At 59.8% G+C, this 23,809-nt stretch carries 22 protein-coding genes; 14 read left to right on the plus strand and 8 right to left on the minus strand.

Annotation, left to right across the window (positions count from 1 at the left end; all coding sequences use genetic code 11):
* The first annotated feature begins 37 nt into the window (after positions 1-37).
* From ACYJRZ_RS15100 to ACYJRZ_RS15130, 7 genes are all read left to right on the plus strand, one after another.
* Positions 38-778, plus strand: a complete 741-nt coding sequence (locus ACYJRZ_RS15100; protein ID WP_459460045.1) for a response regulator — start codon at positions 38-40, stop codon at positions 776-778.
* Positions 775-2,097 carry an ATP-binding protein gene (locus ACYJRZ_RS15105; RefSeq protein ID WP_459460047.1) on the plus strand — a complete coding sequence of 441 codons (1,323 nt, stop codon included), beginning with the start codon at positions 775-777 and terminating at the stop codon, positions 2,095-2,097. The genes ACYJRZ_RS15100 and ACYJRZ_RS15105 overlap by 4 nt, the downstream gene beginning before the upstream one ends.
* 452 nt (positions 2,098-2,549) lie before the next feature.
* Positions 2,550-2,966, plus strand: coding sequence for an organic hydroperoxide resistance protein (locus ACYJRZ_RS15110; protein ID WP_459460049.1), 417 nt, complete (start codon positions 2,550-2,552; stop codon positions 2,964-2,966).
* A gap of 313 nt (positions 2,967-3,279) precedes the next feature.
* Positions 3,280-4,011 carry a septum site-determining protein MinC gene (minC, locus tag ACYJRZ_RS15115; protein ID WP_459460051.1) on the plus strand — a complete coding sequence of 244 codons (732 nt, stop codon included), beginning with the start codon at positions 3,280-3,282 and terminating at the stop codon, positions 4,009-4,011.
* Positions 4,012-4,040: 29 nt separating this feature from the next.
* Positions 4,041-4,856, plus strand: coding sequence for a septum site-determining protein MinD (minD, locus tag ACYJRZ_RS15120; protein WP_095437032.1), 816 nt, complete (start codon positions 4,041-4,043; stop codon positions 4,854-4,856).
* On the plus strand, positions 4,853-5,113 hold the full coding sequence (gene minE / locus ACYJRZ_RS15125) for a cell division topological specificity factor MinE (RefSeq protein ID WP_459460053.1): 261 nt from the start codon (positions 4,853-4,855) through the stop codon (positions 5,111-5,113). Before minD ends, minE begins: the two co-directional genes overlap by 4 nt.
* 308 nt (positions 5,114-5,421) lie before the next feature.
* Positions 5,422-6,201 carry a polysaccharide deacetylase family protein gene (locus ACYJRZ_RS15130; protein ID WP_459460055.1) on the plus strand — a complete coding sequence of 260 codons (780 nt, stop codon included), beginning with the start codon at positions 5,422-5,424 and terminating at the stop codon, positions 6,199-6,201.
* A gap of 9 nt (positions 6,202-6,210) precedes the next feature.
* On the opposite strand, the gene ACYJRZ_RS15135 is transcribed toward ACYJRZ_RS15130, so the two are convergent.
* A complete protein-coding gene (locus tag ACYJRZ_RS15135) occupies positions 6,211-6,819 on the minus strand; it encodes a TetR/AcrR family transcriptional regulator (protein ID WP_459460057.1) in 609 nt (202 codons plus the stop codon).
* 110 nt (positions 6,820-6,929) lie between these two features.
* Here ACYJRZ_RS15135 and ACYJRZ_RS15140 point away from each other — a divergent pair, with 110 nt between their 5' ends.
* The 3 genes from ACYJRZ_RS15140 (at position 6,930) to ACYJRZ_RS15150 (ending at position 11,424) form a co-directional block, all read left to right on the plus strand.
* Complete coding sequence (locus ACYJRZ_RS15140) at positions 6,930-7,619, plus strand: PspA/IM30 family protein (RefSeq protein WP_459460059.1); 690 nt, start codon at positions 6,930-6,932, stop codon at positions 7,617-7,619.
* Positions 7,620-7,656: 37 nt separating this feature from the next.
* On the plus strand, positions 7,657-7,938 hold the full coding sequence (locus tag ACYJRZ_RS15145; protein WP_112335778.1) for a YiaA/YiaB family inner membrane protein: 282 nt from the start codon (positions 7,657-7,659) through the stop codon (positions 7,936-7,938).
* Between the two features lie 90 nt (positions 7,939-8,028).
* Positions 8,029-11,424: an acyl-[ACP]--phospholipid O-acyltransferase gene (locus ACYJRZ_RS15150; protein ID WP_459460061.1), complete on the plus strand. Its 3,396-nt coding sequence runs from the start codon at positions 8,029-8,031 to the stop codon at positions 11,422-11,424.
* An 84-nt stretch (positions 11,425-11,508) separates the two neighbouring features.
* On the opposite strand, the gene ACYJRZ_RS15155 is transcribed toward ACYJRZ_RS15150, so the two are convergent.
* The 3 genes from ACYJRZ_RS15155 to ACYJRZ_RS15165 are packed head-to-tail and all read right to left on the minus strand — an operon-like array spanning position 11,509 to position 14,753.
* Positions 11,509-12,522: a sensor histidine kinase gene (locus ACYJRZ_RS15155; RefSeq protein ID WP_459460063.1), complete on the minus strand. Its 1,014-nt coding sequence runs from the start codon at positions 12,520-12,522 to the stop codon at positions 11,509-11,511.
* Positions 12,522-13,226 (minus strand): response regulator, encoded by a 705-nt coding sequence (locus tag ACYJRZ_RS15160; RefSeq protein ID WP_459460065.1) that lies wholly within the window; start codon positions 13,224-13,226, stop codon positions 12,522-12,524. The genes ACYJRZ_RS15155 and ACYJRZ_RS15160 overlap by 1 nt, the downstream gene beginning before the upstream one ends.
* A 45-nt stretch (positions 13,227-13,271) precedes the next feature.
* Entirely contained in the window at positions 13,272-14,753 is a 1,482-nt protein-coding gene (locus ACYJRZ_RS15165) for a DUF4153 domain-containing protein (protein WP_459460067.1), read from the minus strand.
* Positions 14,754-15,447: 694 nt separating this feature from the next.
* On the opposite strand from ACYJRZ_RS15165, the gene ACYJRZ_RS15170 reads away from it, so the two are divergent.
* Both ACYJRZ_RS15170 and ACYJRZ_RS15175 read left to right on the plus strand, forming a co-directional pair.
* Positions 15,448-16,515, plus strand: a complete 1,068-nt coding sequence (locus tag ACYJRZ_RS15170) for a serine hydrolase domain-containing protein (protein WP_459460069.1) — start codon at positions 15,448-15,450, stop codon at positions 16,513-16,515.
* Positions 16,516-16,517: 2 nt separating this feature from the next.
* Positions 16,518-17,075 (plus strand): GNAT family N-acetyltransferase, encoded by a 558-nt coding sequence (locus tag ACYJRZ_RS15175; RefSeq protein WP_459460600.1) that lies wholly within the window; start codon positions 16,518-16,520, stop codon positions 17,073-17,075.
* A gap of 44 nt (positions 17,076-17,119) precedes the next feature.
* Here ACYJRZ_RS15175 and ACYJRZ_RS15180 read toward each other — a convergent pair whose 3' ends face one another.
* The 4 genes from ACYJRZ_RS15180 to ACYJRZ_RS15195 form a co-directional block, all read right to left on the minus strand.
* Positions 17,120-18,784: a DUF4166 domain-containing protein gene (locus ACYJRZ_RS15180; RefSeq protein ID WP_459460071.1), complete on the minus strand. Its 1,665-nt coding sequence runs from the start codon at positions 18,782-18,784 to the stop codon at positions 17,120-17,122.
* Positions 18,742-19,161 (minus strand): thiol-disulfide oxidoreductase DCC family protein, encoded by a 420-nt coding sequence (locus tag ACYJRZ_RS15185; RefSeq protein ID WP_459460073.1) that lies wholly within the window; start codon positions 19,159-19,161, stop codon positions 18,742-18,744. Before ACYJRZ_RS15185 ends, ACYJRZ_RS15180 begins: the two co-directional genes overlap by 43 nt.
* A 229-nt stretch (positions 19,162-19,390) precedes the next feature.
* On the minus strand, positions 19,391-19,645 hold the full coding sequence (locus tag ACYJRZ_RS15190) for a GCG_CRPN prefix-to-repeats domain-containing protein (protein ID WP_459460075.1): 255 nt from the start codon (positions 19,643-19,645) through the stop codon (positions 19,391-19,393).
* Positions 19,646-19,817: 172 nt separating this feature from the next.
* A complete protein-coding gene (locus ACYJRZ_RS15195) occupies positions 19,818-20,759 on the minus strand; it encodes a phosphatase PAP2 family protein (RefSeq protein ID WP_459460077.1) in 942 nt (313 codons plus the stop codon).
* A gap of 361 nt (positions 20,760-21,120) precedes the next feature.
* On the opposite strand from ACYJRZ_RS15195, the gene ACYJRZ_RS15200 reads away from it, so the two are divergent.
* Entirely contained in the window at positions 21,121-22,074 is a 954-nt protein-coding gene (locus tag ACYJRZ_RS15200; protein WP_459460079.1) for a GAF domain-containing protein, read from the plus strand.
* A 156-nt stretch (positions 22,075-22,230) separates the two neighbouring features.
* Positions 22,231-23,739: an aldehyde dehydrogenase gene (gene adh, locus ACYJRZ_RS15205; RefSeq protein ID WP_459460081.1), complete on the plus strand. Its 1,509-nt coding sequence runs from the start codon at positions 22,231-22,233 to the stop codon at positions 23,737-23,739.
* Positions 23,740-23,809: the final 70 nt, after the last annotated feature.

The following is a 23,809-nucleotide window of genomic DNA, read 5'->3' on the forward strand; positions in this document are numbered from 1 at the left end:
GTAGGTTGGTGCTTACGATGATGAGTGGGAAATAGAAATGGATCATGTCGACCATATCCTGATCGTGGATGACGATCGGGAAATTCGCGAACTGGTGTCGAGCTATCTGAAGAAGAACGGCTTGCGGGCGACAACGGCCGCTGATGGCCGGCAGATGCGCAGTTTCCTCGAGGCCAATTCGGTCGATCTGATCGTGCTTGACGTGATGATGCCGGGCGACGACGGCTTGGTGCTGTGCCGCGAGCTTCGCGCCGGGAAGCACAAGACGACGCCTATTCTCATGCTGACGGCGCGCAGCGATGAGATGGACCGCATTCTCGGCCTGGAAATGGGCGCAGACGATTATCTAGCAAAGCCTTTCGCCGCCCGCGAACTTCTCGCCCGCATCAAGGCAGTTCTTCGGCGCACCCGCATGCTGCCGCCCAATCTGCAGATCAGCGAAGCCGGTCAATTGCTGGTCTTCGGAGACTGGCGGCTGGATACGGTCGGTCGTCATTTGCTCGACAAGGATGGAACGGAAATCACGCTCAGCGGTGCGGAATACCGCCTGCTGCGCGTCTTCATCGATCACCCGCAGCGGGTGCTCAATCGTGACCAGCTTCTGAACCTGACGCAGGGCCGCGACGCCGATCTCTTCGATCGCTCCATCGATCTGCTCGTCAGCCGTCTTCGCCAGCGGCTGGGGGATGACGCGCGGGAGCCGATGTATATCAAGACGGTTCGCAGTGAGGGCTATGTCTTCTCCGTGCCGGTGGAAATTGCGGAGCTTCGCCCATGACCGTGGCCGACCTTTCAGGTCGCCGGCCATGGTGGCCGAGCACCCTGCGCGCCCGCATTTCGCTGATCCTGCTGGCCGGGCTTGCGATCGCCTACGGTCTGTCTTTCAGCGTGCTCTATATCGAGCGCTACATGTCTGCAAAGGCCGTCATGCTCGGTACTCTGGAGAACGATGTCGCGACCTCGATCGCGGTGCTCGACCGCCTGCCGGCCAATGAGAGGGCGAATTTTGTCGATTGGCTGAGTCGCGGCAATTACAATTTCGAGCTGGGAAACGGCTTGCCCGGCGTGCCCGATACCTCTGCCCATGGCGCGGAGATCGCCGCCAAGATAGAGGATGCTGTCGGCCATCGGTTTCCGATCCGCATGGAAGCAATACCCGGCCCCATCTCGCGGCTGCAGGCCCATCTCAAGCTAAGCGATGGCAGCCCGCTGACGATCGATGTTACGCCCAAGGGCGTCATGCCGATGGCGGCCTGGCTGCCTTACGTTTTCGTCGTCCAGATGCTGTTGATCGTCCTTTGTATATGGTTTGCCGTGCGACAAGCGACACGTCCGCTCGCCGAGCTTGCTGCCGCGGCCGATGCGCTCGATCCTAACAACAAAAGCCCGGCCTTGAGTGACCGCGGGCCGAGCGAAGTAGCGCATGCCGCAAGAGCCTTCAACGCCATGCGGGATCGAATCGCGCATTATCTCGAAGAGCGCGTGCAGATCCTTGCGGCTATCTCTCACGATCTGCAGACGCCGATCACCCGCATGCGCCTGCGTGCCGATATTGCCGATGATTCGCTCGAGAAGACCAAGTTGTTGCAGGATCTCGGCGAGATCGAGCGTCTGGTGCAGGATGGGATCGCCTATGCGCGCAGCGCCCATGGCAATGGCGAGAAGAGCGCCCGCATCGACCTTGCCTCCTTCATCGAAAGCATCAGCTACGATTATCAGGACACCGGCAAATCCGTCGAGATTCTTGGCCTTATCCAAGGCACGGCGACGACGAAACCGCATGCGCTGCGTCGCATTCTCACCAACTTCATTGACAATGCCCTGAAATTCGCCGGTGCGGCGGAAATCGCCGTGGAGCGGCGGGAAACGGGCCAGATAGCGATCACTGTTTTGGATCGCGGTCCCGGTATTCCGAAGGACCAGATAGGGGCGGCGATGCAGCCCTTCTTCCGGTTGGAGCAATCACGCAACCGCAACACCGGCGGCACCGGTCTCGGTCTGGCGATTGCCCAGCAGCTCGCCCAGACGCTCGGCGGCTCCGTCAGGCTCTATAACCGTGAAGGCGGTGGCCTGGCGGCCGAAGTCCTCCTTTCCTGATCGCTTGTGGAAAGGACTAGATAACTGGCCTTCTATTCGTTCGGACGACGGCTAAATCCACCCAAACAAGCAGGCTAGTGGCAAGAGCATGGTAGCTAGCGCCAACCAAGTCAGGAGTCGTTCTCTGGATAGTCGCTTGGCATCTTCTTTGGAAACAACTTTATATGCCTCTATCCGAATCTTCTCTGCGTCCCCATCGAGATCGCGTGTCTCGAAATGTTGTCTAGTTTCGTTTTGCCCCAAACGTCTCTCCGACTTCGCCGTTATCCGGTCCATTTATTATTTTCAGGATCTTTGTAAGCATTTGTATCCGGCCTGTCAGGCTCTACGTTTTGTGACACTTCCGCCAATTCCGGAAACATGCCGGATACGTCGATCCATCAAAAACAACTCCGTCAACAGACATTGCCCTCACGACATAGCAGACGGGCGGTGCAACAAAGGAGTGTTCCATGACCAAGATCGACAAGGTTCTCTACACCGGCAAGACCCACACCATTGGCGGCCGTGATGGTTTCGCCCGCAGCGATGACAACCAGCTGGATGTCAAGCTTTCGCCTCCCGGCAGCGCCCATGCCGGCACCAATCCCGAGCAGCTCTTCGCCGCCGGCTGGTCGGCCTGCTTTATCGGCGCCATGGGCCTGGCCGCTGGCAAGCGCAAGATCAAGCTTCCGGCCGATCTCGCCGTCGATGCCGAAGTGGATCTGGGAATGACGGAAGGTGCTTATTTCCTGCAGGCACGCCTCACTATCAGCATGCCTGGCATCGAGCGTGAGCTCGCCCGCGCGCTGGTTGAGGAAGCCCACCAGACCTGCCCTTATTCGAAGGCTACCCGCGGCAACATCAATGTCGAGCTGAAGCTCGCCTGAGAATCACTCAAACGTCGATATTGCGCGCCGTTCCGGAAGGTGCGGCGCGCCGAATCGTTAATTTTTCCGCGTCGAATAATCAGCAAGGCAGCGCCTGCTTTGCGCCTGGAGGATTTCATGAGACCAATCATTCTTCTCCTTGTAGGAGCTGCGATTTTCGCCGCTCCCTGCGTCTACGAGCCCAGCTCCAGCGAGCCTTCGGCGCTTGCGAGCCTCGCCGTTTTATGGGGCGGTTCGGGCTCCAATCGAGCCTCGAATTAACCATTTGTTAACCATATCAACGGTACACAGGATCAACGATTTATTCACATAGATGACCAAAGTGCTAACAGACGCTCGCTCGATCCGTATCAAGGGCCGCTCATTTCTTGCGGTCATGCTTTCGCCGGATCTTCCGCTGGACCAGTGGTTGACCAGGCTTGACGACCTTGCAGCCCGTTCGGCCGGCTTCTTTCTGGGGCGGCCGGTCGTGCTCGATATCACCGACCTGCCGATCGACAAGGCACAGCTCAAGGAGCTGATTGCCGAGCTTTCGGCCCGCAATGTCAGCATCATGGGCATCGAGGGCGGTCGCCCGTCGATATCGGAGCCCGGTATGCCGCCGATCCTGAAGGGTGGGCGTCCGGCTGCCGATTTCGAAGTCTCAGAGGCCGAACCGGTCGTGGAGCGCCGCAACAGCGAGCCCAAGGCGCCGCCGCCGGAAGTTCGTGCGGTTACGCAATCGCTGATCATCCGCGAGCCGGTACGATCCGGCCAATCGGTGATCTTTCCCGAAGGCGATGTCACCGTCATCGGTTCGGTGGCATCGGGCGCGGAAGTTATCGCGGGTGGATCGGTCCATATTTACGGCGCCCTGCGCGGCCGCGCCATGGCGGGCTCGATCGGCAATGCCTCGGCTAGAATCTTCTGCCGCAAGCTCGAGGCTGAGCTGCTGGCGATCGATGGCATCTACAAGATGGCGGAAGACATATCACCCGGCCTCAAGGGGCAGGCCGTCCAGCTCTGGCTGGATGGTGAAACGATCATGGCCGAAAAACTAATCTGAGCCGAAGCCGGCCAAAACAGGAGAGCAAGATGGGCAAGGTAATCGTCGTCACATCAGGCAAGGGCGGAGTTGGAAAGACGACTTCGACGGCCGCATTGGGGGCGGCTCTGGCACAGAGAAACGAAAAGGTCGTCGTTGTCGATTTCGACGTCGGTCTGCGCAACCTCGATCTGGTCATGGGCGCGGAACGCCGCGTGGTTTATGACCTCGTCAACGTCATTCACGGCGATGCCAAGCTGCCGCAGGCATTGATCCGCGACAAGCGGCTGGAGACGCTCTTCCTCCTGCCGGCTTCGCAGACCCGCGACAAGGACAATCTGACGCCCGAGGGTGTCGAGCGCGTCATCAACGAGCTCAAGAATTATTTCGATTGGGTCATCTGTGATAGCCCGGCCGGTATCGAGCGCGGCGCCACGCTTGCCATGCGCCATGCCGACGTCGCGGTCGTCGTCACCAACCCGGAAGTCTCCTCGGTACGCGATTCCGACCGGATCATTGGCCTGCTTGATTCCAAGACGCTGAAGGCGGAGCGTGGCGAGCGCATGGAAAAGCACCTGCTGCTGACCCGCTTCGATGCTGGCCGCGCCGAACGCGGCGACATGCTGAAGGTCGACGACGTGCTGGAGATCCTCTCCATTCCGCTGCTCGGCATCATCCCGGAAAGCACCGATGTCCTGCGCGCGTCCAACCTCGGCTCGCCGGTGACGCTTGCCGATGCGCGCTGCGCGCCGTCGCTTGCCTATTTCGACGCCGCACGCCGTCTTGCCGGCGAGCAGGTGCCGATCACCATCCCTGGCGAAAAGCGGGGTATCTTCGGCAAGATCTTCGCAAGGAGGGCCGCATGAGCATTTTCGGACTGTTCCGCAAGCAGAGATCTGCACCTATGGCGCGCGAGCGCCTGCAGATCCTCCTTGCCCACGAGCGTGCCTCCGCGGGCTCGGATCTCGTATCCGTGCTGAGGGAGGAAATTCTCGCCGTCATCGCCAAGCATGTGCAGGTCGATCGCGACAAGGTGCAGGTGAAGATGGATCGCGACAAGGACGTCTCCATGCTGGAGATCGATGTCGAGATCCCGCGCGACGCGGCCTTGAAGGCGGCCTGACTATAGGCCCAACGCCTGTCAAATGCGCGAATTCTGTCACATGGAACTCTCGTGTGACAGAATTGCTAAAATTTTCGCACCCGGCTCTTGCAAAGGGTGCGATTCGCGATTATTTGCAGCCCATCACCTGTATCGATGGCCTGCCGCGCTGACATTTCTGTGTCGAGGCGGTGTTCGCTGTCCGGGTCAATAAGCAAGGGCGCTCCCCAGAAATGGGTAGAGCGCCCTTTGCTTTTGTCGCATGCCGGGTGCTTTTCTTGTTCCATGCCATATGCCAGTTTGCAGCGATGAGGCGGGAGGCGGCTTGCTTGAACGGGTTGAATTATCGATGGAATGCGATCTTCAGATGGCTGCTCGCCGGCCTCTTGGTTGCGGCCTACGCCGTCTCTGCTCGCGCGGCCGATAGGACGATCTTTCTGACTTTCGATGATGGGCCTTTACCTGGAACGAAGAACATTCTTTCCGTGCTAAGTCAGGAAAATGTCCCCGCCGCCATGTTCATGGTCGGTCAGCATGTCGAAACCATTCCGGCCGGGCGCGACCTCTTGGCAGAGGCCAAGGCGATGCCACTGGTGACTGTCGGCAATCACAGCTACAGCCACGCCAACAATCGCTACAGACGATACTATTCCAACACCCAAGCCGTCGTCGCCGATATGCTTCATGCTAATGAAGTGCTGGGTCTGACGCCGATCGTCAATGCGCGATTGCCGGGCAGGGATGTCTTTCGGCTTCCGACCGTATCAAGGGAGGATCTATCCATCAACGTCGCCCAATGGGAGCGCGAATGGCTGGATTACGAGCTCGTCGCCGAAGCAGGCTTCTATCTCTTCGGCTGGGATTTCGAATGGGTGCATAGCGACGATGGCAAGCCGGTCCAATCGGTGGACCATCTCGTCAACGAGATCGACCACCTTTTCCAATACGGTCGTTTCACTCAGCGTGGAAAGATGATCCTGCTCATGCATGACGAGATGTTTCAGGACCAGTTCAATGGTCGCGAAAACCTGCAGTCGCTGATCCGCATGCTCAGGGATCGTGGCTACGCTTTCGGCGATATCCGGAATTATGCGCCTTCGAAACCGTAAAAGCGCAGACTAGCCTTGCCTCGCCGCAGCTCCTGCTGCGACCGTCAGGATGAAATCGTCGAGCTCCTGTTCCAGGCTTTCGATCGGCAGGCCGACGAAACGCCCTTCGAGGCTGATGCTGACGACGCCATGCACAGCCCCGAAAAGCGTTCTCGCGCGGATGGCGCGCGCCGTCTCCGACATGTTCGGCTGCAACTCCGCGAGCGGCTCGGCAATGACGCCCATCAGGAACATATGCTCTTCCAGATGCCATTCGGGGCTGGGGCGGTCATCCGGAGGCCGGTGGTCGAACAGCGCCTTCCACAGATTGCGATGGGTGGCCGCAAAGCGCAGATATCCGCGCGCGAGATTGCGCAGCCGGTCGGCTGGTGTGTGATCCCGAACCTCCGTCAGCGTCAGCGATGCCTCAAGCGCCTTCAGCGTCGCCGAATTGACGTGAATGACGAGATCGTCTAGGTCGGCGAAGACCGTATAGAGGCCGCCAAGGGCGCAGCCTACATCCTGGGTGACATCACGCGCCCTCAGGTTTGAGAGCCCGTCTGCAGCGATGCGATTGCGCGCCGCCTCGATCAGCCTGAGCTTCAAGTCCTCGCGCTTTTCCAGGGTTTTTCTCGCCACTCGCTCTTCCAATTCAATTTTTGAACGTTGTTCAAAATTATTCTTGAACAACGTTCACGATTCTGGCATACATCATTTCGTGAACATCGTTCATAAATGGGAGACGGCAAATGTTCAATTCAATTCTGACGCTCATTCGCGGTCGGGCTTATGATGCACAACTGGCGTTCATCGATCGCAATGCGGTGCCGCTGCTGGCCCAGCAGATCCGCGAGGCGGCCAGCGCCATTCAGTCGGCGCGGCGGTCCGTGGCAATTGCCATCGCGCAGAATGAGCAGGAGAAGAACCGGCACGCAGCGATTACCGGCCGTATTGCGGACCTGGAAACGCGCGCGGTGGCCGCCCTGCAGAAGGGAAGTGACGAACTGGCTCGGGAGGCGGCCGAGGCGATCGCTCAGCTCGAAGCCGAGCGGGATGCTTCCGAGAAGGCGCAGGCACAATTCATCCAGACGATTGGCAAACTCAAGGCAACCGTTCGCACCTCGGAAGCGCGGCTGCAGGAATTGCAGCGGGGCGAACGCCTGGCGCGCGCCACGGAGCAGACACAGAAGCTCAATGCCGCCTGCGGCGACAATTCCGGCCTGGCGACGCTCGATGACGCCGAGGAGACGCTTGCCCGTCTTCAGGCATATCAGAGCCGCTGCGAAATTGCGGCCTCCGCCATGAAGGAAATGGATGCCGCGAGCCGGCAGGCACATATCATCGAAAAACTCGCCAATGCTGGTTGCGGCGCACCGCTCGGTCCTTCTGCCGATGACGTGATTGCCCGCCTGCGCGAACGCATGAATTCAGCAGCCTGAAAACGAACACAACGAATACATTTGAGAGGATACGATCATGAATGACAGCTTCCAGAAACATTCCCAGGCTTGGGTCAGCTTCTCCTACATCTCTTTTGCCGCCGCCGCTTTCATGCTCCTCGTCGGCCTTTACATGATGCCGATCGATCTCTGGGGCAAAGGCTATCTCGCCATGGGCATCCTGATGCTGGTGCAGACGGCGGTCAATGTCACCAAGACGGTTCGGGACAATAGCGAGGCTGACAAGCTGATCCGCAAGGTGGAAGATGCCCGTACGGAAAAGCTCCTGGTTAAGTTTAATCGTGACGGTCAGGACTAATCTTTATTAACGACGCCACAGAGTTGTATCCGCGCTCAACCGTTGCGTAACAACTCTATGGCGTCCTGTTGGCCGAATGAGGGATACGCCATGCAAACGCACCTGATGAGATCGAGGAAGTTCGCGCCGCTGTTCTGGACGCAATTCCTGACTGCCTTCAATGATAATTTCTTAAAGCAGACTCTGGTTTTCGTCATTCTCGCGCAGATGGCGACCGAGGGTGCGGCGTTGGTCACGCTTGCCGGCGGCATCTTCATCGTGCCGTTCCTGCTCCTGTCGGCGATTGCCGGCGAGCTTGCCGACAAATACGAGAAGGCCAGGATGGCAGAGCTTCTGAAGCGCTGCGAGCTCGGCGTGGCAGCGATCTCTGTTGTCGGCATCGCCTTTTCATCCATCTGGATCCTGATGCTCGCCCTCTTCGGCTTCGGCGTCATTTCTTCGCTTTTCGGACCGATCAAATACGGCATCCTGCCGGACCACTTGGAAAATCGTGATCTTCCCAAGGCCAATGCCTGGATCGAGGGCGGCACCTTCATCGCCATTCTCACCGGCACGATGGTCGCTGCCGTCGCCTTCCGCGAGGGCGAGAATGTCTGGATCTTCGGGCCGATGATGATGGGGCTTTCCATCCTCTGCTGGTTTGCCGCGCGTATGATCCCTTCGACGGGCTCCAAGGCGCCGGATCTCGTCGTCGACACCAATGTCGTGCGCTCGAGCTACAGGCTGGTCAACGAGCTTCGCGCCGATAGCCGCATCTGGCGGGCGTCGCTGATGAACTGCTGGTTCTGGTTCGTCGGCGCCTTCATCATGTCGATGCTGCCGGTCATGGTCACCGATATTCTCGGCGGCTCTGAAATCGTCGTTCCCGCCTACCTGGCGATCTTCGCGATCTCCGTCGCCATCGGTTCGGCCATTGCCGGATGGATGGCCGCCGGCCGCATCGTGCTTTTGCCGGCGCCCATCGGCATGCTGATCGTTGCGCTCTTCGGCCTCGATCTCGGCTGGAACCTGTGGGGCCTGCAGTCGACCAGCCATGCTGAAACCATTCTTGCCTTCTTCGCCGGACCCAAAACGATCCGTGTTGCCATCGATCTGGCCGGCATGGCAATCGGTGGCGCCTTCCTGGCAGTCCCGACCTTCTCGGCTATGCAGAGCTGGGCGAATGAGGATCGTCGCGCCCGTGTCATTGGCGCATCGAATGTGCTCTCCGCGCTCTTCATCGCTGTGGGCTTGGCGCTCGTTGCTGTCCTGCAGGCGATCGGCCTATCGGTTCCGGTCATCATTCTCAGCATCTCAGTGCTCAATATCGCGATTGCCTGGCTCATGCTGAAAATGCTGCCGACCAATGCCTTCCGCGATCTGATCTCCATCATCTTCCGCGCCTTCATGCGGCTGGAAGTGGAAGGTCTGGAAAACATCCGCAAGGCTGGCCCCGCGCCGATTATCGCGCTCAACCATGTCAGCCTGCTCGACGGCGCACTCGCACTCGCCATCACCGAGGAAGAGCCCGTCTTCGCCATCGACTATGCCTTCGCCAAAAAATGGTGGATGCGGCCGCTTTTGAAGATGTGCAAGTTCCTGCCGCTCGACCCGACCAAGCCGATGGCGACGCGCTCGCTGATCAAGGTCATCCAGGATGGCAGCCCGGTCGGCATCTTCCCCGAGGGCCGTCTGACCGTCACCGGTACGCTGATGAAGGTCTATGACGGCGCCGCCATGGTAGCCGACAAGACCGGCGCGATGATCGTGCCCGTGCGCATCGATGGTCTGGAAAAGAGCTATGCCTCATACCTGACGTCGAGCCATGTCCGCCGCCGCCTCTTCCCCAAGGTCAAGGTGACGATCCTAGAGCCCGTCAAGCTCGATGTTCCCGCCGAGCTCAAGGGCAGGAAGCGCCGCATCGCCGCTGGTGCCGCCCTCTACCAGATCATGTCGACGCTGATGTTCCGCACCGCCGACACCAGCAATACCGTCCTCGGCCGCGTCATCGACAGCGCCCATGAATATGGCGGCAAGAAACTCGCGGTCGAGGACCCGATTGCCGGCAAGCTCTCCTACGCCAAGCTCCTGACCGGGGCTGCGGTGCTGGGCGCGAAGTTCAAAAAGATGTTCCCGAACGAGAAGACGCTCGGCGTGATGCTGCCGAACGCCAATGGCACAGCTGCGACCGTGCTCGGCGTCATGTCGGCGGGCAAGGTTCCGGCCATGCTGAACTTCACGGCTGGCGCCGCAAATATCCTCTCCGCCTGCCGAACGGCTGAGGTCAAGCACGTGCTCTGCTCGCGTGCCTTCATCACGCAGGCAAAGCTCGGTCCGGTGGTCGAGGAGCTCGAAAAGCATGTGGCCTTCGTCTGGCTGGATGAACTGCGCACGCAGATCACCTCCTTCGACAAGATCGTCGGCCTCATACGCAAATATCGGCCGCTGGTGAAACGCAGCGCCGATGATCCGGCCGTTATCCTCTTCACCTCCGGTTCAGAAGGGGCGCCGAAGGGCGTGGTGCTGACGCACCGCAATGTCCTCTCGAATGCCGCCCAAGCCGCCTCGCGCATCGACTTCCACCCCGGCGACAAGGTATTCAACGTCCTGCCGATGTTCCACTCCTTCGGCCTGACGGCAGGCACGATCCTGCCGCTGGTCTCGGGCGTGCCGGTGTTCTTCTATCCGTCGCCGCTGCACTACCGCATCGTGCCGGAGCTGATCTACGTCTCCAACGCCACCATCGTCTTCGGCACGGATACGTTCCTGAACGGCTATGCCCGCACCGCTCATCCCTACGACCTGAGATCGATCCGCTACATCTTCTCGGGCGCCGAGCCGGTGAAGGCATCGACCCGCGAGGTCTACATGGAGAAGTTCGGCCTGCGCATCCTGGAAGGCTACGGCGTGACCGAGGCTGCCCCGGTGATCTCGCTGAATACGCCGATGTACAACCGCACGGGAACGGTCGGCAAAATCATGCCGGGCATGGAATGGAAGCTCGAGCCGGTTCCCGGCATCGACGAGGGCGGCCGTCTTCTCATCCGCGGCGCCAACGTGATGGCCGGCTACCTGCGCGCCGACAATCCCGGCGTTCTCGAACCGCTGCTGGAGGGTTGGCACGATACCGGCGACATCGTCACCATCGACGAGGACGGTTTCGTCAAGATCCGCGGCCGCGCCAAGCGCTTCGCCAAGATCGGCGGCGAGATGATCTCGCTTGCCGCGGTGGAAACGCTTGCAGCGCAGCTCTGGCCTGGCGCCCTCAGCGTCGTCTCGGCCGTACCCGACGCCAAGAAGGGCGAGCGTCTCGTGCTGCTGACCGATGCGCCGGGTGCGACGAGAAGCGACTTCCTTGCCTTCGCCAAATCGAAGGGCGCCACGGAAATGATGGTTCCCGCCGAGGTGACTGTGGGCAAGGTGCCGGTTCTCGGTTCCGGCAAGGTCGATTTCGTCACCGCACGTGCCATGGCCCTGGAAGCGCAAGCGCAGTCACAGGCGGCGTAAGCTCCGGATATTGAAACAGTGGAGCGGTCGATGGCTTTTGCCATCGGCCGCTTTTTGCTGCCAGTTCATGGCGGAGTCGCCGTTTCAGGCGGCGCTGGGAAGGATGATCTGAAACGTTGTGCCATCCTTGCCGCTATCCAACAGCTCGACGCTGCCGCCATGCGAGGTTAGCATCGCTCTCACGATGCCGAGGCCCATGCCCGTGCCACCATCGTCCCGCCGCGTCGAGAAGAAGGGTTCGAAGATGCGATCGCGATTGCCTTCGGCAATGCCGCTTCCATTGTCGCGCACCTGGATCGTTATTCTCCGCACTTCGCCGCTTGCCTTGATTGCAAGGCTTGTGGCGCCGTTCTGAGAGGCATTTTCAGCCAGATTGGCGAAGACAATACCGGCGGCCTCGACTGGGAGTGCCAGCATCCCGTCGGTGCCGTCTTCATCGATGATCGTCAATTGGGGAAATTGCATCTCCAATTGGGCAACGATGTCGCGAAGGTTGCTGGAGCCCTGTTCCGATGGAAGCTCGGCTTTCGCGAGTTCCCGAAGGCGCGACAATAGCCTATCCAGCCGCTCGGTATCGGCGATGATATTTCTTAGAAAGCGGTTGCGCTGCTCCGGGCTCATCGGATTGCTGTCGTCATCGTCGCGCAGCAGTTCCGCCGCTCCCTTGATCGAGGTGAGGGGCGATTTCAGTTCGTGCGAAACATGGGTGGCAAAGGAGCGCACATAATCGGAATGGTCGACCAGCTTACCGGCGAGATCGAGAAAGCTCTGTGAAAGGGTCGCGACCTCGCGCGTGCCGTAGATGTCGAGCGGCCGGATTGCGGAGCGTCCGCCGCGGGCGATCTCTTCGGTCCGGACAATCAGGGCATTGATCGGCGTAGTCAGCGTGCGCGTCAGCACGTAAGCTACAATGAGGGTGAAGATCAGAACGGCAGCGAGGGTCGCGATCTCCGCCGGCGCCATGGCGCCGGAGGCGGCGCGCACGACGCGAAACCAGATGATCGTCAGCATCGGCAGCGTCATCACGGTGAGAAGCACCGCGTAGACGATGAGGGCCAGCGGCGGCCGCCATTTCGACTTCACCCGCGGCGTGCGCATCAGACGGTTCCTTCCGCTGGTGATGTCAGCTTGAAGCCAATGCCGTGCACCGTGGCGATGATGCCCGTGCCGCCGGCGGCCGAAAGCTTGGCGCGGAGATTGCGGATATGGCTGTCTATGGTGCGGTCGGCGACCTGCATGTCGGCGCCATAGGCCGCTTCCATCAGCTGATCGCGGCTGAAGACGATCTCGGGGCGCGACAGCAGTGTATCGAGGATCGAGAATTCGAGCGCCGTCAAAGTGAGCGGCACATCGGCGAAACTCGCGGTGCGGCTACCGCGATTGAGCCGCAGAGATCCCACAGACACGGAGCCATTGGTCGCATCCGGCTCAGAGCCATGCCCGGTTCGCCTCAGGATAGTCCGGACCCGAGCAACCAGCTCGCGCGGGCTGAAGGGTTTGGTGACATAATCGTCGCCGCCGATTTCCAGGCCGAGGATCCTGTCGATCTCTTCGTCGCGGGCCGACAGGAAGAGGATCGGAAGGTTCGATGTCTTGCGAATGCGGCGGCAGACTTCCAGTCCATCCATGTCGGGCATGCCAACGTCGAGAACAATCAGATCGAGACCGCCTTTGTGAAAGGCCATCATGGCCTCGGTGCCGTTGCGCGCGGTCGTCGTCTTCATGCCGGCGCGGTCGAGCGCAAAGCAAATCACGTCGCGAATATTCGGTTCGTCGTCGGCGACAAGGATGCGCGGTGCCATGTAGGGCCTGTTCTGGTTATTCTCCTCTTTGTCTTCGTTTCCGCTTCATCTGACAAGGGTTGCATCATTTTTGAGGTAAGCGTCGAGACGAGCATCGCGGTAGGTCCAGCTTCGCCAATCACGCGGACGCCGAAGATGCTGCCAGAAAAGTATTTCACGCACTTTGCGGGCTTCGATGTCGGCAGGCAGTGCTGCCAGATAGCTGTCGAGCGCCGGGATGGCCGCGGGACCGAGCGTCGAGAGATAATTGAGATCCAGCACGATGCCGTCGCCCGATATCTCGCGGCTATGGGCAACATTGAAGCGGGCGATGAAGGCCGGGATATCGGCAAGCGCGGCGGCGTAAAGTGTGACAACCAGTGCTGCGCAACTGAGCGCGATCAGCCATTCGTTAGAACGACGCAGCAGAATGCGCAGGAAAATGAGGAAGAGCCCAATGGCCACCAGGCCGATCCAGATGCCGGCTGCAACGCGCAGTTCCGTCAGCGAATAGGCTTCGACGTAGAGATCGAGACGCAGAATGGAGGAAAGGCAGAGCAGGATATTCTGTGCGATCCAGAGTTGCACCATGCCGCGAAGTAGGGGACTTCTGTCACCCGGCCCGCCGCGACGCATCGCGGCAAGGACGAAGGCGGCGGCAAGGATTGCGGTAAGCATCAGCGGATATGCACCGCGATGGGCATATTCGGCGTGGCTCATGCCATCGGGCAGGCTGGCTCCGCCCCAAAGATAGGCGAGATCAAGCAGTGTCTGCACCGCGAACAGCGCGTTGAATACCACAAGCGAGCGCAGCAATGCGGCATGGCCGAACAGCCCATCCTCAACGCTTGCAGCGTCCGCAGCGACCCCTTCGCGATGGTGACGGCGGCGCTTCAGGCGTGGATGAAGCAGCGCGGAGAGGAAGACTGCAACGACGAGCCAAAAGCCGATGCGCCACATGCTCAGCAGTTGCAGCAGGAAAGTGAAGTCGATGCTGCGCATCGTCTTTTCGATCAGCGGATTGGCCATAGCGAAGAGACCAAGAAAGCCCGCGGCAAACGCCAACGGCATGATCCAGCCGCGCAGATGATGTCGAACACCGTCCGGCGCTGGCTTCTGCAGCCGCCGCAGCCAGCGATAGCTCGCCTGGCGGAAGGGCCGCACCGGCAGATCCAGCAGGAAACGGAGCAGTGCCAATGGTAAGCGCGTCGATTGTCGAGGGAGCAATCCGCCGACACCCAGCGATATCAGGCAAAGCCCAATCAGGCTGGTGATGATGCCCATCCAGGATACGGTCTCGACAAGCGGCGCCGACGCAAGAAGGCAAAGGATCACAAAGGCTGCAATCTTTGGAATCGATTGCCTTCTTCTGGAGGAGATCAGCAGGCCGACGGCAACGGCATTGGCGAAGAGAAAAAGATTAATGCCGGGCATCTCGTCGAAAAGAAGAATGTCAGCCAGAGCGATAAGAATAATGAATGTGAGGAGTTTGTGGTTGGATCTGTTGGAAGAATTTGCGGGAATGGCGAGTGTACCGGATAGGCTCATCGGTATTGGCTCCGTAGAGGATGTCTGGCCAAGGTGAAGGGTATGATCCTGGCATCTTGAACCGGTGGATCGGCCAGTGAGTGAGGATCGTTCTCCAGCCACCAGCCTTCCTTGAGAAGACTGCGTGGCAGGCGGGTTGGTGGAGCTGTGGTTGTCTCGGGCGTGTTGTTCATGGCGCGACGATGCCGTCCGCCTTTGCAGAATTTGTGCAGAAGCTGGGGAGCTCTTCAGGAAAAATGACTAAGTCGAAACGCCCAAATCATCGTGCTTGTATGAGATCCGAACGAGAATTACCGCTGGTAAAGCCAAACCGGATGAGACGAATTTTAGCACTGCGTGAAAGCTGTCTCAAAATGGGGTAGTCACTTGTGGAATTTAATCCTGTGTTTCCCAGCTTCCAGTCCGCCTATGGATTGCCGGTGTGAAAATCGATTTGTTGACGCGGCTGTCGTACTCACCCCTGACGACAGCCGGGAATCTCGGAAGCGGCTTTCAGCTGCGACCGAGGTTCTCGTCAAAACAGGAAGTCTCCACATTCGCGATGAGACCGCAAACCGGCCTGAAGATGGGTCAGGGATGAACCAAAGACTAGCGAATTTGGATGCCAAATTGCTGTACAATCGCCTTGCCGTATGCGCGCTTTGATTGTAACTTCCCTGGCGGTCGCCGAGCAAAGGGTGGAGATTGCATGGTCATGACGCAAAGCAATTTCCCCTCGCCACCGGATCGCGAAACCCTGCAGGCGCTGGGCTTTGATCCTGCGCTCGGCCGCAAGTTTGAAGCCGGTATCGAATCTGGCCTGCTGCGCGATCTGCATGTCGTGCTTGCCGCTCGTTCCGGGCATGTATGCCTTGAATATTATGCCGTTGGTCCCGACGAAAATTGGGGAGATCCGCTTGGGGATGTCGCCTTCGACGCGGATACGCTGCATGATCTTCGCTCTGTCACCAAGAGCATTGCCGGCCTTCTTTATGGCATCGCCCTCGACAGGGGATTGGTACCGCCACCGGATGCATCTCTCTATGAGCAGTTCCCGGAATACGGCGATCTCGCCCGAGATCCTGCGCGCGCCAAGATCACCATCGCCCACGCGCTGACGATGACGCTGGGGATGGAGTGGGACGAGGATCGCCCGTATACCGACCCGCTGAACAGCGAAATTGCGATGGAGAACGCGCCGGACCGATATCGTTTTGTTCTGGAGCGTCAGGTGATCGCCGAGCCGGGAACGCGCTGGATTTATTCCGGCGGCAGCGTCGCGCTTGTGGGGGCGATCATCGAGCGCGGCACGGGCAAGCGCTTGCCCGACTTCGCGCGAGAGGTTCTCTTCGAACCCTTGGATATTGCAAAATTCCACTGGAACGCCGGGCGTGATGGCGTGGCGTCGCCGGCATCTGGATTGCGTCTCACGGCCCCCGATTTGCTGAAGATCGGGGTGCTTCTCCTTCAGAAGGGTGTGTGGAACGGCCAAAGGATCGTCTCGGAAGACTGGATCGCGCAATCCCTCGCGCCGGCGATCTCGACCGGGGACGGTCTGAGCTATGGCAGATTGTGGTTTTGCGGCGAGGACCTGATTCCGGCGTTTGACGGTTCGCGGCCGTGGTATGCCGGCTTCGGTAATGGCGGACAAAGGCTCTGGCTGATGCCCGATGCGGGTGTCGCCGCCGTCATCTATTCCGGCAGGTATAATTCCTGGGACGCCTGGATCACGCCTACCCGCGTCTGGCGCGAAATCATCCTTGCCAATCTGCTGAAAGCGTGACGATGGCTCTTTCAAAAGCTGAGTTTCCTACAGTTGTGACCCAGAGACTGCGGCTTCGCGAAGCGAGCATGGACGACCGCGACGATTTCCATGCTCTGATTTCGATTCCGGAGGTCACGCGCTTCTCGAATTGGGTTGATGCGCCGAAAATGGCGCAGATCGAGCGCTCTTTGCGATGGATGATCAAAATCTTCCCCAAAGGAACGGGCTGCTCATGGATTATTGAAGACAAGGCTTCCGGCCGTTTGCTCGGAGCCATTCGTTTCAACAGCTTCGACCGGCGCGCCAAATGCGCCGAACTGGGCTATGAACTGCATCCCTCCGCCTGGGGCAAAGGGCTTATGAGCGAAGCGGCGCGCGCCATCGTCGACTGTGGCTTCGATGTGTTTTCGCTCAATCGCATTGAGGCCTGGACGTTGCCGGGAAACGCTGCGTCCGACCGGGTTCTGGAAAAAGTGGGCTTTCAATATGAGGGCACGCTACGCCAGAAGGCGCGGTTCAAAGAAGCCTTCCATGATTTCCGCATGTTCGGTTGCCTGGCTGGCGACCGGCAGAGCTAGCCCCTAGTCGATATCCCGGCTCGTTTCGCCGGTTTCTTGCTTCATCAATCAATCGGCCTAAGCCAGCCCCGATAATGAACGACGGGGCCGATGAGCGGCAGGGCAATCGGTACATCGAAGTGGAAGCGATCGCCTTCTGCCCATTCATAAGCGATGCTTTGGGGCGCCAGAAAGAGCGCTAGCGGTACGCGCAGGAACGACCAGTGCCGCATCTTCATACTGAGGCCGTTGCCACGAATGGGAAGATCGAATGAAAAGCGGAAGGGTCCAAAGCGTTCGACGAGGCGGCCATTCTCTTCGCTCAAATGGCTGAGAAAGCGCCGGCCGGAAAAATCCCGCGTCCATCGCTCGATGCCGTTGTTTTCGTCGAAGGAGACATGCAGCGCATGCTTTCCTGCCGCGGGAAAGCCGAATATTTTCGCGACCAGCCGCGCAAGCGGTGAGCCCCCGCGGGTGACGACCGCTTCGCCTCTGGCGCCGCCCTCGCCGAAGACCTCGTGCATGGCTCGCACCGGCTCGGAAAGATGCGCGAAAACAGGACCCATGACACGCCGATACAGCGGCATATAGGACGCTTCCGTCGTTTCCTCGGTGATTGCCAGATCGCGAAACATGCTCCGGAAATCCTTAAGCACCAAAAGCCCGCCGGCGTGACGGGCGCCGGGTGGAAGACGGCTTTCGCGCAAGGCCCGCACCAGCAATTGCGCCGGAAGCGTGGGAATTTCCACGCCGTCTCCATTTTCGGCAATCAGGGTCCAGCGGCGAGCCTTCATGGCGCCTTGCTCCACTCCCTTGATCTCGATCGTCACAGCCGATCGCGCGGTCCCAAGCCTGGCTGTCAGACCCTGGAGCGGCAGCAGGAAGCGGCTGATCTTTCTGAGCGATGTCAGCCAGTCCCAGGCAATCGGCCAAGACAGCAGCCAGAGCGCCAAAGTCTGAAAGGCGAATTCCGGCCCCGCCCGAAAAATGACGCTGGGCCGGCCGGCAAAGCTATCGACCAGCAGGTCGTGATCCGGCACGTCGGCAAGCGCCACCAGCCGGCGCAGAGGGCGATGGCCGGAAACCGCATAAGTTTCACGCTTCAGCATGTGCCAGCCGGTCGCATTCCGCCATTGTCGGCCGCGCCAGAGCCGTATTGGCTTGCCGACATAACTCAGGATCGCCGCTGCGACTGAGGCACCAGCGGTCGCACGGTTGGAAGCGCTGATCGACATCTCTATCGAACGAACCTCCTCCATATTCTTGGCAAGGTCCGCAACGACGGCGCTGGAGAGCGCCGGCACGCTCGATGCACCTGAGATGACAGTGACGCCGGCCGCCTTGGCCTCTTCGTCAAGTGCGCCGATCGCGCCAACGAAATTGCGGGCGTCGGCAAGATCGATGTAGTGGATACCGGCCTCTATGCATGCTCGTGGAACTCTGTCATCGCTTTGCTGGAAGGGGCCTGCCGCATCGATCAATAGAAAGGGCCTGTACTCGCTGAGGATCGCGGAGATATCGCCATTTCGATCGGCTTGCAGGGCAAGTGCTTTGGGTAACTGCAAGGCGAGTGCTTTTGCCGCTTCAAGATTGCGTCCCGCGACCAGAACCTCGAAGCCGTCTTCGGCAAGGCGCCGCGATAGCCGCGCGCCGAACCCGCCATAGCCGCCGAAAACGAGGATTCTTTTCAAAGGATGCGGCTCGCCTGCTCTGGTGTCGGCAGCCAGCATGTCTCGCGCTTTCCGAAGATGCGATAGCGATTGCGGACAAGCCAGAAGTAGATCGGATCGCGCAGCCGATGGGGCACGATGCGCAGCGCGGAAATCACCTTCCAGGGCCAGCCGAGGCCGGCATAAATGGCCAGCACCGCGTCGCTGTCGCGCAGCACCTTCGCACCGTCGATGATAATGAGGCTATCCGGATCGGCGGGGTCCATGCCGCAGCGGCGATAGAGGGCAATGCCCGTTTCATTCTGCATGGAGGCAAGACGGAAACGGCCATAATGATCATGGCGCAGCACGAACTGGGCGTTGGCGGTACACAGGACGCACATGGCGTCGAAGACGATGATCGGCCCTTGGTAGTCGCTGATGGTGCTTTTGCTCATGTTGGCGGCGTTGTTTTCCGTAAACCGGTCTGGTCACAGCTTTGACCGGTTGCATTGCCGTCGTCAATTGCACGTTTCTGTGGGCTGCCATGTCAAACTGACAAACGACCGCGAGCTTTGTATCGCGGGGATGGGCAGCGGAAGGATCGAGAGAAGCAAGCCGATCGATCGCCGGTTGGCATGCGGCCCGATCTGCTAGACCGGGCCGCGCGCATCGCGGAAGAGTGGCTTAGCGATAACGCCAGCCACCATGCCACCACTCGCGATGTACCCAATAGCGATGCCCATCCCAATAGCCACGGCCTGGATAGAAGATGCCATAGGCCGGAACCGCCGGCACGACGACCACAGGGCGTCCATCCGGACGGCAGTAGCCATAGGGATTGCGATGCCAGCCCATGCCGCATCCATCGCGGGCTTCGGCTGGCGAGATGGCTGCAAGGCAGGCGATTGCAGCGAAAGTCAGCAAAACGATCTTTTTCATGATGTCCTCATTCGTCCTTGAAGAGCTTCAAGCGCTTGTCCCTTCAGTCCTTAAACGACGGCGAGAGGCAAATCCGTCGCTGCACAGCGATGACTTTGCCCTCGGGGGAGAAAGATTGGCACGTGTGGTAGGTAAGCCGACGAGCGATGCAGGAACTGTACTGGCCGCAGGATCAGGATCGAATTTCGAGGGCTCGGGATGCGAGGCGAGATTGAGCCGGGCATGATTTTGCCGCAGGTACCGTTTTCTTGCCGATCATCGGTACTCGCCGCATCAAGGCGCGCAGCACGGCGAGAATTGCTTTGTATTGCTCCCCCGGACACAAGCGGCCATTGGAATCATAGGCAAACAGGAGGCGGCGCCGGGCGAATGCATGCGCCAGCCAAAAGGTAAAGGCGACGCCGACGCCCCAGCCCATCAGCGTATCGCTTGCCCAATGTGCGCCAACCCACTGGCGCGACAGGCAGATCAGGATGCCGATCGGCATGAAGACGGGCCGAAGGCGCGGAAAGACGAGCGCCAGCGACATCGCCATGGCCCCGGCCGTTGCCGAATGTCCGGAGGGAAAGGAGGCGAAGTCAGCGTGGAAAGCAAAGGGACGAAAGAAAAAGGCACCGTTCGTGTCCAGGAGTTCCGGTCTGGCGCGACCAATAGTGTTCTTGGCGAGCGAATCGACGATGCCACCCCCGGCAACCGCAAGGAAAACGAATGCCGCTGCGGTGGCAATGAGATCCGCACCTCTGCGCATGGATTTCCGCAGTTTATGTGCGGGCGCAAGGATTGCGGATGTCAGCAGCGCACCGCTGAATGAGAGCACCAGAAGTCCCGTGCCGAGGCTGCTGATCCATTTTGCCGTTCCGCGTAGCTGTGCTGGAAACGACTTCATCCAGATACCCAGGGGATAATCGGCCGTCCACATGACGAGCAATGACAGCGCCAGGAAAATGGCGATGATGACGATAGGGCGCTCAAGAAATGCGCGATTTGCAGGAGGTTTCGTGGCCTGCGTGCTGAAGAAGCAGCGAAGGCCGCTGGTCATGCGCCTGCGACCGGTGGCGGCCGAGCTCGCCAGCGCTTCTTTCACAGCCTCTCGGCGTCGTTGCCATGCCTGCATAAAGCCGACTTTCCGTTGCTGTCGAGACAGCCTTACATGGAGCCGGGCACACCAATCGCCTTTCGCTCCGTTTCCCTTGGAAACGCTGCTACAGCAACACGCTGACAGCCGCCTGAAAGGTCTCGATGGGCAGGCTGGTATCCCGTTTGTCGGAGCGACAAAACAAAGGCCAGGCATCGGCCGGTCCGGCCGGTTTTAGAAATGCCACGTTGTGGCGGAAAAGTTGCTTAGTGCCCAAAAAGAATATTCTTTCAATAAGATGGCCGCTGCCTCCGGCGGCTCCGAGCGAAAATTGCCGGAAGGATTGCGTCAACGGTCTTTTTTAGCGACAATTAGGGTAGCGTTCGGTGGGAGGAGCCAAATGCAGCACTATTCCGCGCATGCGGATCAGGTTTACGCGTCTGCACAATCGGCGGCGGCGAGTTCTTCCGTCGTTGCTTCCTGGCGGCGGTGCATGATGATGCATCGCCTGGCGCCGGAGGAGAAGCGTCTGCCGATGCGTCTGTCCGGTCAGGAATTTCAAACGGCGTTGGAGCGATCGGAACGGCTGGTTGCGGAAGCCGCCAATGAGTTGGACCGGCTTTTTCTTGCGGTCGGCAAGGCTGGTTGCTGCCTGCTTCTGACCGATCGGGATGGTATCGCGCTCGAGCGCCGGGGCGCCGCCGGCGATGACAAGGAGTTTCACGATCTCGGCCTGTGGACCGGTTCCGTCTGGACCGAGGCGAGCATCGGTACCAATGGCATCGGCACGGCGCTTGCCGACGAGCGGGCAGTGGCAATCTTTCGCGACCAACATTTCTTCTGCTCCAATATCAATCTCAGCTGCACCACGGCGCCGATCCGCGATCATCGCGGCCAGCTTGCCGGCGCGCTCGACATTTCCAGCTGCCGCGACGATGTCAACGACGCGACATTGGCGATCCTGTCGCAAACGGTGCGCGATGCGGCAGTGCGCATCGAGCTCAATCTTTTCCGCAGCGCCTTTGCCGGTGCCCGCTTCGTCATGGTACCGACGGATACCGCGTCCACTTCGGCGCTGCTTGCCGTCGACCGCAACGACCTCGTGCTCGGCGCCACCCGCGCGGCCCGCCTTGCGTTGAAGCTCGACGATCATCGCATTGCCGCAGGCATTCCTGCCTCCGATGTTCTTCTCGAGCAGCAAGGGGCCGCAGGCGGGGATCTGATCGAAGCAGAGCGTGCCGCCCTGCTTAGGGCTCTTTCGCGTGCCAACGGCAATGTCTCCCAGGCGGCCGCAGCGCTCGGCATGAGCCGCTCGACCCTGCATCGGAAGATGAACCGGCTCAATCTGCACTGAATTGTTGGATAGAGGCACATTCGCTGGAATACATGTCGCAGAGTTGCGACACTGTGCGCTGCAGCATGGCGAACCGCCTCTATCGCTAGCCGCGATGTGCTCTCAGACTTCTCCCATCGGTTCGCTTATCGAACCTGCCGACCAAGGGAGGATGGCATGCTGCATCAGAAGATCGTCGAATCTCCGTTCAAACTCAAATATGGCAACTATATTGGCGGCCAGTGGCGCGAGCCGATCGCCGGCAAGTATTTCGACAACCTCACGCCGATCACCGGCGGCAAGATCTGCGAGATACCGCGCTCGGATGAAAAGGACATCAATGCCGCGCTCGATGCCGCCCATGCGGCCAAGGACAAATGGGGACGCACGTCCACCACCGAGCGCTCCAATATCCTGATGAAGATCGCCCAGCGCATGGAAGACAAGCTGGAGGTGCTGGCGCAGGCGGAAAGCTGGGACAATGGCAAGCCGATACGCGAAACCATGGCGGCCGACATTCCGCTCGCGATCGACCATTTCCGTTACTTCGCGTCCTGCATCCGCGCGCAGGAAGGCTCGATCGGGGAGATCGACCACGATACCGTCGCCTATCATTTCCATGAGCCGCTCGGCGTCGTCGGCCAGATCATTCCCTGGAACTTCCCGATCCTGATGGCGGCCTGGAAGCTTGCGCCCGCACTCGCCGCCGGCAATTGCGTCGTCATCAAGCCCGCCGAACAGACACCGGCCTCGCTTCTGGTCTGGGCGGAAATCATCGGCGATCTCCTGCCGCCCGGAGTCCTCAACATCGTCAACGGTTTCGGCCTCGAAGCCGGCAAGCCTCTGGCAACGAGCCCGCGCATCGCCAAGATCGCCTTTACCGGCGAGACAACGACCGGCCGGCTCATCATGCAATATGCCAGCCAGAATCTCATTCCTGTCACGCTTGAACTTGGCGGCAAGTCGCCGAACATCTTCTTTGCCGATGTTGCAGCCGAAGATGATGATTTCTTCGACAAGGCGCTCGAAGGCTTCGCGATGTTCGCCCTCAACCAGGGCGAAGTATGTACATGCCCGAGCCGTGCCTTGATCCAGGAATCGGTCTACGACCGCTTCATGGAGCGGGCCGTCAAGCGCGTGGAAGCCATTAAGCAGGGCAATCCGCTGGATGCCGCAACCATGATCGGCGCCCAGGCATCGAGCGAGCAGATGGAGAAGATCCTCTCCTATCTCGATATCGGCAAGCAGGAAGGTGCGGAAGTGCTGACGGGCGGCGGTCGCGCTGATCTCGGCGGCGAGCTGTCGAGCGGCTACTACATCAAGCCGACCATCTTCAAAGGGCATAACAAGATGCGGGTCTTCCAGGAGGAAATCTTTGGCCCGGTGGTGTCGGTGACCACCTTCAAGGATGAGAAGGAAGCGCTCGAGATCGCCAATGACACGCTCTACGGCCTCGGCGCCGGCATATGGACCCGCGACGGCAATCGTGCCTATCGCTTTGGCCGGGAAATCCAGGCTGGCCGTGTGTGGACGAATTGCTATCACGCCTATCCGGCCCATGCCGCTTTCGGCGGTTACAAGCAATCGGGCATCGGACGCGAGACACACAAGATGATGCTCGATCACTACCAGCAGACCAAGAACATGCTGGTCAGCTACAGCCCTAAGGCGCTCGGCTTCTTCTGAGTTCTCCCAACGAGGCGAGCAAGGCTCCCGGCTGCGGCCAGGAGCCTTTCAGCATGTGCAGGCGGTGATG

This window comes from Rhizobium sp. No.120 (genome assembly GCF_054558365.1).

Excerpts from the sequence above, each read along its gene's own strand:
- ACYJRZ_RS15100 (WP_459460045.1), top strand. The coding sequence starts at position 38 with ATGGATCATGTCGACCATATCCTGATCGTGGATGACGATCGGGAAATT.
- ACYJRZ_RS15105 (WP_459460047.1), top strand. The coding sequence starts at position 775 with ATGACCGTGGCCGACCTTTCAGGTCGCCGGCCATGGTGGCCGAGCACC.
- ACYJRZ_RS15110 (WP_459460049.1), top strand. The coding sequence starts at position 2,550 with ATGACCAAGATCGACAAGGTTCTCTACACCGGCAAGACCCACACCATT.
- minC (WP_459460051.1), top strand. The coding sequence starts at position 3,280 with ATGACCAAAGTGCTAACAGACGCTCGCTCGATCCGTATCAAGGGCCGC.
- minD (WP_095437032.1), top strand. The coding sequence starts at position 4,041 with ATGGGCAAGGTAATCGTCGTCACATCAGGCAAGGGCGGAGTTGGAAAG.
- minE (WP_459460053.1), top strand. The coding sequence starts at position 4,853 with ATGAGCATTTTCGGACTGTTCCGCAAGCAGAGATCTGCACCTATGGCG.
- ACYJRZ_RS15140 (WP_459460059.1), top strand. The coding sequence starts at position 6,930 with ATGTTCAATTCAATTCTGACGCTCATTCGCGGTCGGGCTTATGATGCA.
- ACYJRZ_RS15145 (WP_112335778.1), top strand. The coding sequence starts at position 7,657 with ATGAATGACAGCTTCCAGAAACATTCCCAGGCTTGGGTCAGCTTCTCC.
- ACYJRZ_RS15150 (WP_459460061.1), top strand. The coding sequence starts at position 8,029 with ATGCAAACGCACCTGATGAGATCGAGGAAGTTCGCGCCGCTGTTCTGG.
- ACYJRZ_RS15155 (WP_459460063.1), bottom strand. The coding sequence starts at position 12,522 with ATGCGCACGCCGCGGGTGAAGTCGAAATGGCGGCCGCCGCTGGCCCTC.
- ACYJRZ_RS15160 (WP_459460065.1), bottom strand. The coding sequence starts at position 13,226 with ATGGCACCGCGCATCCTTGTCGCCGACGACGAACCGAATATTCGCGAC.
- ACYJRZ_RS15165 (WP_459460067.1), bottom strand. The coding sequence starts at position 14,753 with ATGAGCCTATCCGGTACACTCGCCATTCCCGCAAATTCTTCCAACAGA.
- ACYJRZ_RS15170 (WP_459460069.1), top strand. The coding sequence starts at position 15,448 with ATGACGCAAAGCAATTTCCCCTCGCCACCGGATCGCGAAACCCTGCAG.
- ACYJRZ_RS15175 (WP_459460600.1), top strand. The coding sequence starts at position 16,518 with ATGGCTCTTTCAAAAGCTGAGTTTCCTACAGTTGTGACCCAGAGACTG.
- ACYJRZ_RS15180 (WP_459460071.1), bottom strand. The coding sequence starts at position 18,784 with ATGCTGGCTGCCGACACCAGAGCAGGCGAGCCGCATCCTTTGAAAAGA.
- ACYJRZ_RS15185 (WP_459460073.1), bottom strand. The coding sequence starts at position 19,161 with ATGAGCAAAAGCACCATCAGCGACTACCAAGGGCCGATCATCGTCTTC.
- ACYJRZ_RS15190 (WP_459460075.1), bottom strand. The coding sequence starts at position 19,645 with ATGAAAAAGATCGTTTTGCTGACTTTCGCTGCAATCGCCTGCCTTGCA.
- ACYJRZ_RS15195 (WP_459460077.1), bottom strand. The coding sequence starts at position 20,759 with ATGCAGGCATGGCAACGACGCCGAGAGGCTGTGAAAGAAGCGCTGGCG.
- ACYJRZ_RS15200 (WP_459460079.1), top strand. The coding sequence starts at position 21,121 with ATGCAGCACTATTCCGCGCATGCGGATCAGGTTTACGCGTCTGCACAA.
- adh (WP_459460081.1), top strand. The coding sequence starts at position 22,231 with ATGCTGCATCAGAAGATCGTCGAATCTCCGTTCAAACTCAAATATGGC.